The organism is Paenibacillus radicibacter (assembly GCF_024721995.1).
GTDB classification, from domain to species: Bacteria; Bacillota; Bacilli; order Paenibacillales; family NBRC-103111; genus Paenibacillus_AM; species Paenibacillus_AM radicibacter.
This window is the reverse complement of sequence record NZ_JANQBC010000007.1, coordinates 238,587-252,764: the sequence shown is the minus strand read 5'-3', so window position 1 is coordinate 252,764 and position 14,178 is coordinate 238,587. Positions and strand designations below refer to the sequence as shown.

16 protein-coding genes and 1 other RNA gene are annotated in these 14,178 nt (G+C 42.5%); 9 read left to right on the top strand and 8 right to left on the bottom strand.

Annotated features, from left to right (window positions below):
* Positions 1-26: 26 nt before the first annotated feature.
* Together NV379_RS14705 and NV379_RS14700 are read left to right on the top strand one after the other, a co-directional pair.
* A complete protein-coding gene (locus NV379_RS14705; RefSeq protein ID WP_258208069.1) occupies positions 27-1,328 on the top strand; it encodes an MFS transporter in 1,302 nt (433 codons plus the stop codon).
* 90 nt (positions 1,329-1,418) lie between these two features.
* Positions 1,419-2,111 carry a zinc metallopeptidase gene (locus tag NV379_RS14700; protein ID WP_258208068.1) on the top strand — a complete coding sequence of 231 codons (693 nt, stop codon included), beginning with the start codon at positions 1,419-1,421 and terminating at the stop codon, positions 2,109-2,111.
* A 63-nt stretch (positions 2,112-2,174) separates the two neighbouring features.
* On the opposite strand, the gene gltC is transcribed toward NV379_RS14700, so the two are convergent.
* Positions 2,175-3,065 carry a glutamate biosynthesis transcriptional regulator GltC gene (gene gltC, locus NV379_RS14695; protein WP_258208067.1) on the bottom strand — a complete coding sequence of 297 codons (891 nt, stop codon included), beginning with the start codon at positions 3,063-3,065 and terminating at the stop codon, positions 2,175-2,177.
* 86 nt (positions 3,066-3,151) lie between these two features.
* Between gltC and tpx the strand changes: the two genes are divergently transcribed.
* Positions 3,152-3,670: a thiol peroxidase gene (gene tpx / locus NV379_RS14690; protein ID WP_258208066.1), complete on the top strand. Its 519-nt coding sequence runs from the start codon at positions 3,152-3,154 to the stop codon at positions 3,668-3,670.
* Positions 3,671-3,749: 79 nt separating this feature from the next.
* Here tpx and NV379_RS14685 read toward each other — a convergent pair whose 3' ends face one another.
* The 4 genes from NV379_RS14685 to cshA form a co-directional block, all read right to left on the bottom strand.
* Positions 3,750-4,136 carry a DUF1499 domain-containing protein gene (locus NV379_RS14685; RefSeq protein ID WP_258208065.1) on the bottom strand — a complete coding sequence of 129 codons (387 nt, stop codon included), beginning with the start codon at positions 4,134-4,136 and terminating at the stop codon, positions 3,750-3,752.
* Positions 4,137-4,271: 135 nt separating this feature from the next.
* Positions 4,272-4,459: non-coding RNA, 6S RNA (ssrS, locus tag NV379_RS14680), on the bottom strand.
* A 36-nt stretch (positions 4,460-4,495) separates the two neighbouring features.
* Positions 4,496-5,269, bottom strand: coding sequence for a YesL family protein (locus NV379_RS14675; RefSeq protein WP_258208064.1), 774 nt, complete (start codon positions 5,267-5,269; stop codon positions 4,496-4,498).
* A 159-nt stretch (positions 5,270-5,428) separates the two neighbouring features.
* Complete coding sequence (gene cshA, locus NV379_RS14670; protein WP_258208063.1) at positions 5,429-7,072, bottom strand: degradosome RNA helicase CshA; 1,644 nt, start codon at positions 7,070-7,072, stop codon at positions 5,429-5,431.
* Positions 7,073-7,508: 436 nt separating this feature from the next.
* Here cshA and NV379_RS14665 point away from each other — a divergent pair, with 436 nt between their 5' ends.
* From NV379_RS14665 to NV379_RS14645, 5 genes are all read left to right on the top strand, one after another.
* Positions 7,509-8,318, top strand: a complete 810-nt coding sequence (locus tag NV379_RS14665; protein WP_258208134.1) for a YitT family protein — start codon at positions 7,509-7,511, stop codon at positions 8,316-8,318.
* Positions 8,319-8,446: 128 nt separating this feature from the next.
* A complete protein-coding gene (locus NV379_RS14660; RefSeq protein ID WP_258208062.1) occupies positions 8,447-8,635 on the top strand; it encodes a hypothetical protein in 189 nt (62 codons plus the stop codon).
* A gap of 113 nt (positions 8,636-8,748) precedes the next feature.
* Positions 8,749-8,979, top strand: coding sequence for a Sec-independent protein translocase subunit TatA/TatB (locus NV379_RS14655; protein ID WP_258208061.1), 231 nt, complete (start codon positions 8,749-8,751; stop codon positions 8,977-8,979).
* A 147-nt stretch (positions 8,980-9,126) separates the two neighbouring features.
* Positions 9,127-10,320, top strand: a complete 1,194-nt coding sequence (locus NV379_RS14650) for a putative glycoside hydrolase (RefSeq protein WP_258208060.1) — start codon at positions 9,127-9,129, stop codon at positions 10,318-10,320.
* Between the two features lie 88 nt (positions 10,321-10,408).
* Positions 10,409-11,272, top strand: a complete 864-nt coding sequence (locus NV379_RS14645) for a metallophosphoesterase (protein WP_258208059.1) — start codon at positions 10,409-10,411, stop codon at positions 11,270-11,272.
* Here the strand turns inward: NV379_RS14645 and NV379_RS14640 are convergent.
* A complete protein-coding gene (locus tag NV379_RS14640; RefSeq protein ID WP_258208058.1) occupies positions 11,267-11,476 on the bottom strand; it encodes a DUF3906 family protein in 210 nt (69 codons plus the stop codon). The genes NV379_RS14645 and NV379_RS14640 overlap by 6 nt on opposite strands.
* Before the next feature lie 102 nt (positions 11,477-11,578).
* Between NV379_RS14640 and NV379_RS14635 the strand changes: the two genes are divergently transcribed.
* On the top strand, positions 11,579-12,025 hold the full coding sequence (locus NV379_RS14635) for a peroxiredoxin (RefSeq protein ID WP_258208057.1): 447 nt from the start codon (positions 11,579-11,581) through the stop codon (positions 12,023-12,025).
* Positions 12,026-12,097: 72 nt separating this feature from the next.
* Here NV379_RS14635 and pfkA read toward each other — a convergent pair whose 3' ends face one another.
* Positions 12,098-13,066: a 6-phosphofructokinase gene (gene pfkA / locus NV379_RS14630; protein ID WP_258208056.1), complete on the bottom strand. Its 969-nt coding sequence runs from the start codon at positions 13,064-13,066 to the stop codon at positions 12,098-12,100.
* A gap of 32 nt (positions 13,067-13,098) precedes the next feature.
* Positions 13,099-14,139, bottom strand: a complete 1,041-nt coding sequence (locus NV379_RS14625; RefSeq protein WP_258208055.1) for a tetraprenyl-beta-curcumene synthase family protein — start codon at positions 14,137-14,139, stop codon at positions 13,099-13,101.
* Positions 14,140-14,178: the final 39 nt, after the last annotated feature.

The following is a 14,178-nucleotide window of genomic DNA, read 5'->3' as shown; positions in this document are numbered from 1 at the left end:
CATTTGAGGAAATAAGGAGTGCGCTCATGGCAACGACTAAACCGCATAAATTAAATATTAGTTTTCAAAGTGACATGGACGAAGACTTAAGCGATGAGACCTCCAGTACGAATAACAGCACGAATAAGAAAGCTGGGAAAGGGAAGGTTTGGGAGTTCATCGCACTAGCGACGATTCCACTTGTTCTTGTACTCGGCAACTCCATGCTCGTCCCAATCCTGCCCGAGTTACAAAAAGAACTGCACGTCAGCCAATTTCAAAGTTCCCTTGTCATCTCATTATTCTCCATCACGGCTGGACTCATCATACCCATTCTTGGCTATTTATCTGACCGGTATTCGCGCAAAGCGGTCATGATTCCTTCTTTAATTGTGTACGGCTCCGCAGGAATTCTTGCAGGCTTTGGAGCAATCTGGGGTTCCTATACGGTCGTTATCATCGCACGGGCAATCCAAGGGATGGGGGCAGCTGGCACAGCACCTATTGCAATGGCATTGGTCGGTGACCTGTATGATGATGGGACACAAAGTAAAGCCTTGGGCTTAATTGAAGCTGCCAATGGTGCAGGTAAGGTACTCTCTCCGATCATCGGTTCAGCGCTCGCTTTGATTGTCTGGTACGCTTCATTCTTTGCTTTCCCTGTGTTTTGCTTGCTTTCACTGCTCGCTGTTATTTTTATTATCAAGGAACCGAAGAAAAAGACCGAGCCACCAAAGCTTAAACCTTATTTACAGAAAATCGGGGCAATTCTGAAGGAGAAAGGTCGTTGGTTAATTACTTCCTTTTTCGCTGGATCACTTGCATTGTTTATTTTATTCGGTGTCCTGTTCTACTTATCGAATATTCTGGAGAAACCTCCATACAACATCGATGGTGTTATGAAAGGCTTAGTTCTCGCCATCCCTTTACTCGGACTTGTGGCAACTTCCTATACAACAGGCGCACTTATTAAGAAGAACGGTACACTCATGCGCTGGCTGATGAACATTGGGTTACTGCTAATGACAGCATCCTTAACGCTTACGATCTTCTTTTATCAAAACATCTATGTATTTATTGGCTTCCTTACGCTCAGCGCAATTGGTACAGGCTTGCTCTTGCCATGCTTAAATTCCATGATTACGGGTTCCGTCAAGCAGGAAGAGCGCGGCATGATCACCTCGATCTATAACTCCTTGCGATTTATCGGGGTTGCGTTTGGTCCGCCGCTGTTCGGTTGGCTGATGGACATTTCGCATGCTGCTTTGTTTATCACAATCTCTGCTTTATCGCTGATCACACTAGGATTAGTCTTCTTCCTTATTAAACCAAAAGGACAAATCAATTAAATTTCGCACAAAAAAGTGAAACCACTCATTCCTTCTTACGTAGTAGTTAATCATACACAAAAATAATTCTATGTTTGGAGGAATGTTGAGATGTTTCCGTTTGTTTTTCACTGGATGGACTTTGTCATTTTCGGAGCGTTTGGATTGTCAATTTGGGCATCATTCCGCGTTCGTGGAACGTTTAATAAATGGGCACAGGTCCCAAACCTTTCTGGTTTAACTGGTTATGAAGCTGCCCGCCGCATGCTTGATGCAGAAGGGCTGCACGATGTTCCCATCGAACCTGTACGTGGAGCTTTAACTGACCATTATGATCCGATTAATCGCGTTGTCAGATTGTCCGAGCCTGTGTATTATGAAAAATCAATTTCAGCTGTATCCGTTGCTTGCCACGAAATTGGTCACGCAATCCAGCACGCTGAGAACTATCCGATGTTAGTACTCAGACACCGAATGTTCCCAACAGTTAACTTTGCATCCGGCGTTGCACCATTCTTAATTATTGGTGGATTTATTTTCCAACAATTTTCATTCTTATTAACACTTGGTATTATCTTCTTCTCCGTTGCTGTTCTGTTCCAACTCGTAACACTACCTGTTGAGTTTAATGCATCAAGTCGTGCTAGAGAATTGATGATTTCTAACGGTTTCATCAATAATGAAGAAGAACGCGGTGTAGCCAAAGTACTGAATGCCGCTGCACTGACTTATGTGGCCGCAGCACTCGTCTCCGTACTTGAGCTAATCAAATATATTTTGATCGCCAACTCCCGTAACGATTAAGCAATTTGCCTAGAAGCAAACAAAAGCTTTCTACGACATTCAAGTCGCAGAAAGCTTTTTTCATTATTTTCGATTAAAGTATTCGAGTAAGAATCGTCTAAATACCTCTGCAATTAGTGGCAATTTTTCGTCACGGCGTCGAATCAAACCAACTGTACGAGTCACTTTAGGTTCGATTACCCTCACCTTCACCGGCTTTAATGTTCCATATTCAATGAGTGCCAATTCAGGAAGCAGGCTGACCCCCATACCCGCGGCAACGAGCCCTCTAATGGTATCCGTCTCTTCCGCCTCAAACTCAATCTTAGGGGTGAATCCGGACTTCAGACAAGCATCCATTACAATCGAGCGCAGGGAATACGATTCTGAGAACATTACGAATGGCTCATCTTTCAGTTGACTGAGCTGTATCCCATTATATTCGGCAAGCATATGACCTTCTGGTAAGATCGCATATAATTCTTCCGTTAACAATATCTCCCCCGTCACATGTTCATGTGATTCAGGGAACGGTGAAATAAATGCAAGATCAATCTCACCCTTGCTGACATCTTTAATTAGGCTATTATAAGTTCCTTGTTTCAATAAAAACTTCACATTCGGGTGATCTTTACGAAATGATGCAATGACCTTCGGTAGTAGCGTTAGCACGACACTGTGTGGAAATCCAATTCGAATCTCCCCTGCATCAGGGTCCAGAAATTCTTGAATCTCATTGACTGCCTTTTCTAAATCCGTCATTATCCCTTCAATTCGGCTTAAGAATAAACGACCGACTGAAGTTAATTGAACATTGCGCCCTTTTTGGACAAATAAAGTAACACCAAGTTCTTCTTCTAACATATGAATTTGCCGACTAACGGCAGACTGAGCCACCCTTAATTCTTCTGATGCCTGAGTCACATGCTGCTTTCTCGCAACTTTTACAAAATAGAGAAGTTGACGCAATTCCACGAGTGGACAATCTCCTTCCAAACAGCTTATAATAAATAAGTTCAAATTTTTCAATTTTTCTATGTTACATAGAGGAGGAATTAACCATGTCAATCGAACGTAATGACGTTTCTACTTTTAAAGGCGCTCCCCTTACACTTGTTGGACCCGAGTTAAAGGTTGGGGATCAAGCTCCTGATTTCACAGTTAACAAAAACTTGCTTACAGAAGCTACTCTCGCAGATTATGCAGGAAAAGTAAAGCTAATTTCTGTAGTCCCTTCACTTGATACAGGTGTATGTGATGCACAAACTCGTCGTTTCAACGAAGAAGCAGCTAATTTGGGTGAGAATGTTGCTATTCTTACAATCTCCGCTGACTTACCATTTGCACAAGCTCGCTGGTGCGGTGCTGCAGGTATCGACAAAGTTGAAACACTTTCTGACTACAAAACAAATTCCTTTGGTCTTGCTTATGGCGTATTGATCAAAGAATTCCAATTGGATATGCGTTCAATCTTCGTTATCGATGCGAACAACACCATTCAATATGTAGAATACTTATCCGAAATGACAGAACACCCGAACTATGAAGCAGCGATCGAAGCTGTCAAGAAACTCGTATAATTCTGACATTAAACACAACAACAGCAGAGTTGAAACGTCACCCATGACATTTCGAACTCTGCTGTTTTTTTAACTGAAATTACGTAATTTTACTTAACTCAAGCTTCGCGTCAAGTAATTTGTAAATTTCTAATATCGTACGGTAGTTAGAGCCTAAATCACCGAGCGACCCTCTTGAAGCGGAATAAATATCAATCGCTGACTTGAGCGGATTAATACCATACAATGTCAAAGTGATATCTTGTCTTCTGCCAGACACTGTCTTCTTTTCTACGACGATCTCCCCTACGGACTTCACTTCATGAAGGATTTTGTAACCTTGCGTTTTATTGAGCAAGTGGATGACTTCATCCCACAGCTTATCCCTCGACATCTTATAGTACTTCGTTTTTAAAGCAGGGTCCTTCGCTTTTTCCCCGGTCTGTTCATGACTTCGAACTAAACCAACCAAAATACGCTTTAACAACTGACTTCCTCCTTTGAAGAATATAGCATACAGGCCTTGAGAACTATACTCTATCATACCACTGTTTAGCATGAAGAAAAAGCCTCTAGATCAAAAACATCCAGAGACTCTACTTGATTTATTCGTATTAAAAAAGAAAAACCCGCGATGCCGTCCGATTTTTGTGTTTCGAACCTGCTCTCGCAGGTGGGTGACCGCAGCGACGCTTTTGAGGTCCTTGGCATAATGGCAAGGCATGTCAGCTACGTCGCAATGTGGGTCTCCCTAGAAACTCGTCATTGGTTCAAAACAACTTAAAATCGTAACGTACATCGCAGGATGTAAACATATTATAAAGCAGTCAATTAAACATTTCAAGTTTAGCGAGTTGGCAATTGTTCCGCCTCATCAAGATCTGCTTCTTCATTTGCTTTTTCTTGGTTTTCCTCAGCCTTTGCTTGCAGTCTTGCAAAAATGCGATTGAACTGCCAGTAAATAAAGAACGTAGAAACGCTTCCACTGAAGAAAATAACTAAGAAAGTGAATTGGAAATAGGAGAAGTACCAGATCACGCCTGTTACAACAAGCAACAATATCGATGCGATCGGATGAGCGATTGTAAGCAAGAACGCATTTTTCACGAGTCCAAAGAACTTCATTTTCAAGTGCACCATAATACAGAAGAAATTAAATAGTGCTGCGACGAAAATAATGGAGAATACAATAAAGAATATCGCTAAGAAACTCCAAGTGCCGCCTTTTGACATGAAAAATTTATAATCCACATAAATAATAGCGGTTGCAAGCATAGCCAGAATACCGCCTAACATCGCTTGTACATAGTTTTCCTTGTACCCTTTAAAGAACGTACGCAGCATCGGCACATCGTCTACACCTTGTATCCATTTACGGATCAATGTAAACATCGCTGCTGTAGCTGGGAAGATTGTAAACGGTGCGATGATCCCCATGAGCACAAAAGTTTGGATGTAGAATCCTTCCGGCGCTGTAGCTGGATCAATCATAAACAGCATCATTATGGGAATAAACGGTACAAATAGCGAGCATACAAGCCACATTAAGTTTGAAAAAGCAAGGCGCATGATCCATTCTGATATCCGATAGGCGCCCCCCATAAAACCTTTTAATTCCACAATAAAGGCCCCCTCTTCTTGCTCTTAATTCTTATAGGTGAATGTCTATTAATTATAACGTAAAAAGCCTTATTCCGATAGAGTTTGGGAATTATTAATGTATTGCGAAACGCGCAAAAAAAACGAGGACACTTAAAGTGCCCTCGATCATTGTGTTGATTAGGATTGAACTTCTTCTTGACGCTTCGAACGGTTGCGATCTCCACCACCGGAGTAGCTGCGTTCTCTGCGCTCGCCGCCGCCATAGCTGCCGCGATCACGGTTAGAAGAACGGTTACCATCACGGGAGCCGCTATCACGAGATCCACCATCACGAGATCCACCATCACGGTTGTAGTAAGGACGGCTGCTTCCACCTTCACGGTTTCCGCCGCGGTTGTAGGAACCACCACTGGAACGGTCATTGCGTCTTTCACCACCGCCACCATAAGGAGCGCCCATACGACGACCATTGGAGCGAACGTCTGGACGACGTCTTTTTGCACGGATTGGATCTTCAGGAGTCAATTCAACATTAACTTCCTTCTTATCGCCTGTTAATAATTTAAGAGCAGCAGCAAGCAAGTTTACAGAGTCATATTGCTCTAGAAGTTGGATTGCTACGCCTTTGTATTCGGATTGAGCATCATTTTGCAATAATTCAAGAATGCGCTCAGCTGTAACTTTTTGCTTACCTTCCATTGCTTCAGCAATGCTTGGCAAAGGTTTCTTCGTAATTTTGTGACGCGTCATTTTCTCGATGAAATGCAAGTGATCGATCTCACGAGGTGTTACGAATGTCCAAGCTGTACCTTCTTTACCTGCACGTCCTGTACGACCGATACGGTGTACATAGCTCTCAGGGTCTTGTGGAAGGTCGAAGTTCACAACGTGTGTAACGCCAGATACGTCTAGACCACGAGCTGCAACGTCTGTTGCAACAAGTACGTCAATGCTGCCATCACGGAACTTACGCATTACGTTGTCACGTTGGTTTTGGGACAAGTCACCATGCAAGCCTTCTGCTGCATATCCACGCTTTTGAAGGGCTTCAGATAGCTCATCAACACGACGCTTCGTACGACCGAAGATGATTGCAAGATCTGGAGATTCCATATCAAGCAAGCGAGCAAGCGCGTCGAACTTTTGTCTCTCATGAATCTCAATGTAAGCTTGTGCAATAAGTGGTGCACTTACTTGCTTTGGAATCACAGATACGTGTTCAGGGTTAGTTAGGAATTGTTGAGCCAATCTTTGGATGTTCGGAGGCATAGTAGCCGAGAACAACATGGTGTGACGCTCGCTTGGTACAAGCTTCAAGATGGATTGGATATCTTCCATGAAGCCCATATCCAGCATTTCATCTGCTTCATCCAATACTACCGTTTGTACATCGTCAAGCTTGATTGTCTTACGGTTAATATGGTCAAGCAAACGTCCTGGTGTACCGATAATGATTTGTGGTTTCTTTTTCAATGCGCGAATTTGTTTAACGATATCTTGACCGCCATAGATTGGAAGGGAACGAACTCCCTTGAAACGACCCAATTTCCCGATTTCTTCCGCTACTTGAATCGCAAGTTCACGGGTTGGGCACATAATTAGAGCAATAATCCGATCTTCGCTCATTTCGATTTTATTCAACAACGGAATACCGAAAGCAGCGGTTTTACCTGTACCTGTTTGTGCCTGACCGATTAGGTCGCGGCCTTCCATTGCGAGTGGAATTGTTTTTTCTTGAATGGGTGTTGCTTCTTCAAAACCCATCTCTGTAATCGCACGTAAAATTTTTGGTTCTAGTCCTAGCTCTTGAAAAGTCTTCAATTTAATCTTTGTCTCCTTTAATTTAAGCAGGCTCCTACGAGTCCATCCGGGGATCAACGTTTCGCGCAAACATTAATGTGGCGGCCAGACTCCACAGGCCTCTTCTCTTAGTCATATCCTTAAGGACGACTTCTATCTTCCACTTTATCTAGTCTTCATTTCGAAGATGATTATGATGCATCGACAGCATCGACAGTCTTTGCTACCTTTTGTAAAAGAAATCCGTTCTTAAGAACACTCTAAAGTAGTATAGCATAATCTCTTCACTTTTTTCCAACCCCACTTATACACAATTTATATTTATGCCAAACTACAATAATTGGAATATTTATTTTATTTTTCATTTAACACCAGACATATTGCAGTTTTTTTGTTTTGTATTATACTCAGGATTGTTTTATATAATCTGCCGAGGTGATATTTTTTGAAAAAGGTCATGGATATATTTATTATCCTAGTTGCAAACTTGCTTATCTCAATTGGATTCAATCAATTTTTAATCCCTCATCAGCTATTAGCAGGCGGTATTTCCGGGATTGCAATGCTTATCGGATACTTTAGCGATCTGCATATTCCGATCCTTTACTTCCTATTAAATTTACCAATCATTGTCTGGGGTTTTGTCGTGATTGGACGTCGTTTTATTATTATCAGCTTACTGTCCGTGGCCATAACTTCTTGGATGATGACATTCATTCCAACGGATGGTTTTGTACACGCACCGATCCTTGCCGCTGTATTCGGCGGAGTGCTCATTGGAACCGGAACAGGTTTATTGCTGCGCATTGGCGGTTCTAGTGCTGGGTTCGATATTGTAGGATCAATTCTGACTAGACATTACGACTTCCCCCTTGGCGGCGTTCTTATCGTACTCAATGGAGTCGTGATCGCAGCTCTAGGTTACTTTAAAGATAACTGGGATTTAGCCCTATATTCAATGTTAGCCATCTATATTACGGGTGTTGTTGTGGACATGCTCCACATTAAACATGTGAAAGTTACAGCTTTTATTGTCACTTCAAAGAAAGAACAAATGCTCGAAAAAATGCTGCGCACACCGCGTGGAGTAACCATCTTAAAGGCCGAGGGTGCGTACTCGAGTATGCCAAGTGACGTCCTCATGACGGTTATAACAAGGTATGAGCTCGTCGAGCTTAAACGGATTGTAGAATCCGTTGATGAGGACGCATTCGTCAACATTGTGGAGACAGCAGGAATTTGGGGGAAATTCAATCGTTTGTCCTAATTGAAACACCCTGTCATTTCCAATTAATTGTGATATAATAACATTGAATTTCATTTCGATTTCGATCTGGTTTTAAAGGTATTTCTGCTAAGTCATTTTCTAATCATGAGATTGGAAGGGTGAGGGAGATGGAAACCGTAAAACTGTCTAGAATTGTGATGAACTTGACACCCGAGCTCTACTCATTCCTCAAGTCGGATGAGCTTGAATCTGATATCGTACTACGATACGGATTGGATCGCCTAGATCCCGAGGATGTCATCGAAATTATTCAAATTAGCATAACGGAACACCGCAAAGACGCCTTGCTCCACTAAAGGCGTTTTCTTTTTTGCGCAAAATGTTGTATTTTTGTAATAATTATCATAGAGATGCTGTATAAACGCCCTATATTTCATGCTATGATATTAAATATTTGGAGGTGTTAGTTATGGGTGCATTCTCACCTTGGCACATTATATTAATTGCGGTTGTCGCTCTATTGTTATTCGGACCGAACAAGCTTCCAGAACTAGGACGCGGCATGGGTAAAATGTTTAGAGAATTTAAAGATGCAACAAATGGAACATCCACTTCTTCAAGCGATGCGCAATCTAAGAAGGAAATTCCAACAGCTGAAGTCATTCGTTCAGATGAACAAGCCCAAACCCAGCACAAATAAACCGTTACATACGATAAGTATGAAAGCCTGCCCTACACTTCGGCAGGTTTTTTTGTGTCAAAATATTTTAATAGTTTCCCTCTGTGCGATTGTAATCTATTGATTTATAATAGAACGAGTACGTAAATAAGAGAGGAAAATTGACACATGGATATGTTACTCGCATCTTTAATCATGGTATGGGGAAATCTGTCTGCAACAAGCCCTGACGTTACATTCGAGCAAGTTGCTAAAGTATCCGTCGAAGCGAAGAGTACAGCTGTCGCTGTTGCAAAGCCGGCAGATCCACAGGCTAAAGAAGACCCACTTGCACATTTATTCCCAACAAACAAAGTCGATCCACAGAAAGATGCGCCTGAAGTGAAAGGCATCTACTTGACCGCTTACAGCGCTGGTGGGGCTAAGAAATTCGATTCACTAGTCAAACTCCTTGATGATACTGCACTTAACTCGATGGTCATCGATGTCAAAGACGACAACGGCTATATTACTTGGGAGACAGGCAATGAACAGCTTAAGGCAATGGATACGACACAGAAATTGATTTCGGACATGCCGAAAATCATCTCCACAATGAATGAACATCAAATTTACCCAATTGCCCGAATAGTCGTATTTAAAGATTCGATTCTTTCCAAGAAAAAGCCGGAATTATCCTTCGTTCATCCAGATGGTACCCTATGGGCAAATGGGAAGAAAGAAAGCTTCGTGAATCCGTATGCCAAAGAAGTATGGGATTACAATATTGAAGTTGCGAAAGAAGCAGCCAAAGCAGGCTTTAAAGAAATTCAATTCGATTACGTTCGATTCCCTGAAGGTTTCGAAACTCGAGCAAATACATTGAAATACACCAAAGATGAGCGTTCACGTATCGAAGTTGTATCTGCCTTTACGAAATATGCAAGAGAACAATTAGAACCCCTTGGAGTTCGTGTCTCAGTGGATATATTCGGATATGCGGCATCCGTCCCTGCTGCTGAAGGGATTGGACAAGACTTTGAGAAGATCTCAGCGAATGTGAATGTGATTTGTCCTATGATCTATCCGAGTCATTACACAACAGGCTGGTTTGGCGCTAAAGTACCAGATGCCGCTCCTTATGTGACCATCAATGGCGCTTCCAAAGATACGACGAAGAAACTTACTCATATTGAAAGTATGGGCTTAAAACCTGTTATTCGTCCATGGATTCAAGACTTCACTGCCACATGGGTTCCTGGTCACATTACGTATGGTAAACGTGAGCTGGAAGAGCAGATTCGTGCACTGAAAGACAATGGAGTAAATGAATTTTTACTTTGGAATGCCAACAATCGCTATACACCTGACGTGAACTACTAATTTTCATACGACTTCTAATCGGTGCCGCTTATCCATATCATGTTTGGGTGCGGCACTTTTTTTATTCGCTATGGGAGAGGACATGCAGATGAAACGAAAACTATCGCGACGACAATTTATCAAATGGGGTTTTGGCGCAACTGCTGCTGCAGCAATCGCTGGAGGATCTTATGCCATATGGGGCGAGCGATTCAACTATGAAACGAAGAAAGTAGAACTTCCTTGCAAACGTCTTCCCTCATCACTTGATGGCTTACGTGTTGCCCATATTAGTGATACACACCTAGGATTTTTCTATAACTTGGATCAATTAAAGCCAGTTGTCGAAAAACTAAACGCGCTGGAACCTGACCTTATCTGTTTTACAGGAGATTTATTCGATCATATTGTAGAAAATGCGAAGGAGTGTTCAGCACTTCTACGCACACTTCAAGCACCACTTGGCAAATGGGCATGTCTGGGTAATCATGATTATGAAGCGAAAGTGCGCGCTGTGAAATCTGTACTGACTGAGGGTGGATTCCGTGTGCTTCAGAATGAACATGAACGCATCAGAGCTGGGGCAGGCGGGGACTTCCTAACAATTGCAGGGCTCGATGATTCCTTAGTAGGACGTCCGAACATGAAGGCTACCCTGCATAATATGGACTCGCAAGCGTTCACGATCCTTCTCTCTCATGAATCAGGAGTTGCCGATCAAGCGCTCGAATATCCAATTGACCTTGTATTATCCGGTCATAGTCATGGTGGACAAGTAAGAATACCTCTGGTTGGGGCTGTGTTCGTCCCCCAAATGGGTGATACCTATATTATGGGGCATTACATGTTACAGCGTGATCAATCTCCCCCACTTCACGTCTATGTCAATCGAGGGATTGGGACAACACATCTTCCGATTCGGTTTCTATGCCGTCCTGAAATCACCTTAATTACACTGCGTTCAACCTTATAACTTGCCCGTTTCAATGATATAGCCATTACCCTTATCCAGACGCTTCTTCTCAATCATCGATAGCTGTTTCACTTCCGGTGTTGCGATAAAATGTTTGGCTAAATTCGACTCTGCGTAGTCAAACGCTTTCTCATCGGAATCCGCTACGACTATTAAATACACAAGCTGATCGCTTAACTCGATTTCCATTTTGTACATAAACATGGGGTAAATCCTCCTTCAACTAATTGGTAACCCTAGCCATTCATGCTATGATGTTATCATTAACAATCCGATTTGCCCATAGTTTTATAGGGAGGTACAGCAATGATTCAAATTGGTACGGATGCTCCTTTATTTATGGCTGACAGTACACACGGTACTTTTCAATTAGCGGATTATGCAGGGAAAAGACCAATCGTTCTTATCTTTTATCCGATGGATAACACACCTGGCTGCACCAAGCAGTTATGTGCGGTAAGAGATTCTAAAGTTGCCTATGCGAAGTTCGATGCCGTTGTTGTCGGCATTAATCCCGCTTCTGTCGAATCCCACCAAGGATTTGCGGATAAACATCAATACAACTTTCCAATCCTATCTGACCGCGATGAGTCGATTCGCAAGATGTACGGTATTACGAAATTTCTATTCCTCATGCAGCAGCGCGTTGTCATCGTAGTTGGCAAGAATGGTCAGATTATTTTTGCTGAAAAAGGACTTCGTCCAACGGAAGAAATACTTGCGGTCCTTGCAACAGATGCAGGCTCCGCATAGAAAAAAGCGAAGAGCACCCGATATAACTCGGCAGCTCTTCGCTTTTTGTATGATCCATTAGAAAATATAAACTTACTGGGACAAACGAAGTGCCAATTCATACATATCCATGTTGAATGGTTTCTTCGTATTTACGACTAAATCGATGTCTGTAAGAACAAGTTCGTTGTTGATTACGCCGCAAGCTTTACCAGACTCACCAGCAATCAAGCTGCGAACTGCAAAATCGCCCAGACGGGATGCAAGAATACGGTCATTGTGTGTTGGCGTACCACCACGCTGAATGTGACCAAGTACAGTTACACGAGGATCCATGCCGCTTGTATCCGCGATCACTTGGGATACTTCTTCTGCTTTACCTACGCCCTCAGCCATTACGATGATACTGTGGCGCTTGCCTCTTGCAAAGTTTTCCTTCATGTGTGTACCAATTGCTTCCAGATCGAATGGTACTTCTGGTACTAGAATTGCTTCCGCACCACTTGCAAGACCTGCATAAAGAGCAATATCTCCACAGTGACGACCCATTACTTCCACAATGGAAGAACGTTCATGGGAGCTCATTGTATCACGCAATTTATTTACAGCATCCACTACGATGCTTACTGCTGTGTCAAAACCGATTGTTACATCAGTGAAAGGAATATCGTTATCAATCGTACCTGGAAGACCCATTGTACGAATACCAAGCTTAGACAATTTGTTCGCACCTTGGTAAGAACCATCTCCACCAATTACAACAAGACCATCGATACCGCGCTTGCGTAAGTTCTCAGCACCTTGTCTTTGACCTTCTTCTGTACGGAACTCATTACAACGAGCGGATTGCAAGATTGTGCCTCCACGTTGAATGATGTCACCAACACTACGTAGATCCATTTCACGAATGTCATCATTAAGTAGACCTTGGTAACCGCGTTGTACACCGTACACCTTTAGTCCAGAAAATAATGCACTACGTACAACAGCACGTACCGCTGCATTCATACCTTGTGAATCTCCACCACTTGTTAGTACTGCGATTGATTTGATTGTTGTCATTGTAAGATCCTCCTCCATATTGCTGCATGCGTTTATGATGTACTTTTTTGATTAGTGAAGCGAATCACTAATGAATTTACAAAAAAGAATAATCGAGTCAGTGGGCTTTTAACCATTAATTTTCTAGATACAGCCTTAACTTCCGGTTGTGTTCGAACTTTCGGGTCGGATAAGTAAAGTGCTAACAGTCCTTCAATAATCATCCGATGGAACAATGGATGTTCCAAGTGCATAATTTGCCCCCGAGCTTGTTCTACCATGTAAGCAATACGCAATGTTGTCGTATTCATATTGTCATAATACGTACAAAAATTCAAATCCCCACCTACTTGATCTTCTTGTTGATCGATTAAGTAATCGAGCAAAATATGAAGTCCATTCACCGATGGGAAATAAGCTTGCGTAATTCGCTCCACTTCTGAAGCTTGTAAATTCGTATCAGCCGCCGCTAAAAACAACATAAACATACCTAGTGTGGAACCCGTCGCTGCGGCAAACTCATTCCAGTGTAATTCTGGATAGTTATCGCGGTGTTGTTTCCACCAATTGACCAAAGAATCTTCACGAAGATCACGATGGATATGTTTATAAACTTGCAAGTCTGTATATAGTTTCACAAAACTTGTTACAGAAGAAGCAACTAACGGATATGAGGGAAGTTGTCCAATACAGCGGCGACATTCCTCCACAAGATCATGCAAATAACCGCCATCATCTTGTTCCGTTCTCAGCGCGTAGTAATTTTGTAAAGTCGCGTTTGGATTTACTGCATCTAGCATAGACTGATGCAATAAGCGGAAATCCTCTGGATCCAGTGATGTACTGCGATCACATAGGTTGTCCAAATAATCACTTATCGTCTGAAGAGCAACAATTAATGGAATCAGAACATGGCGCATGGAAATATTCGCTGCCGCATATACAGCGCCACCCTGACAGTGAAACTCTTTGTGTGTAATACTATCAATTGCTTGCTTTCTTAGTTCAGGATCTGGAATGCATTCCGCCTTCTCACGCCACTGTGCAAGTGTTGCTCGAACCTCCGGAAGTACAAATCGATACACACGACTCATTAATGTGATAGGTCCCTTGGGGACCCTATTGTGGCTTGC

Bases quoted from the DNA above. Each gene is read 5' to 3' on its own strand.
- NV379_RS14705 (WP_258208069.1), top strand. From the start codon at position 27: ATGGCAACGACTAAACCGCATAAATTAAATATTAGTTTTCAAAGTGAC.
- NV379_RS14700 (WP_258208068.1), top strand. From the start codon at position 1,419: ATGTTTCCGTTTGTTTTTCACTGGATGGACTTTGTCATTTTCGGAGCG.
- tpx (WP_258208066.1), top strand. From the start codon at position 3,152: ATGTCAATCGAACGTAATGACGTTTCTACTTTTAAAGGCGCTCCCCTT.
- NV379_RS14665 (WP_258208134.1), top strand. From the start codon at position 7,509: ATGGATATATTTATTATCCTAGTTGCAAACTTGCTTATCTCAATTGGA.
- NV379_RS14660 (WP_258208062.1), top strand. From the start codon at position 8,447: ATGGAAACCGTAAAACTGTCTAGAATTGTGATGAACTTGACACCCGAG.
- NV379_RS14655 (WP_258208061.1), top strand. From the start codon at position 8,749: ATGGGTGCATTCTCACCTTGGCACATTATATTAATTGCGGTTGTCGCT.
- NV379_RS14650 (WP_258208060.1), top strand. From the start codon at position 9,127: ATGGATATGTTACTCGCATCTTTAATCATGGTATGGGGAAATCTGTCT.
- NV379_RS14645 (WP_258208059.1), top strand. From the start codon at position 10,409: ATGAAACGAAAACTATCGCGACGACAATTTATCAAATGGGGTTTTGGC.
- NV379_RS14640 (WP_258208058.1), bottom strand. From the start codon at position 11,476: ATGTTTATGTACAAAATGGAAATCGAGTTAAGCGATCAGCTTGTGTAT.
- NV379_RS14635 (WP_258208057.1), top strand. From the start codon at position 11,579: ATGATTCAAATTGGTACGGATGCTCCTTTATTTATGGCTGACAGTACA.
- pfkA (WP_258208056.1), bottom strand. From the start codon at position 13,066: ATGACAACAATCAAATCAATCGCAGTACTAACAAGTGGTGGAGATTCA.
- NV379_RS14625 (WP_258208055.1), bottom strand. From the start codon at position 14,139: ATGAGTCGTGTGTATCGATTTGTACTTCCGGAGGTTCGAGCAACACTT.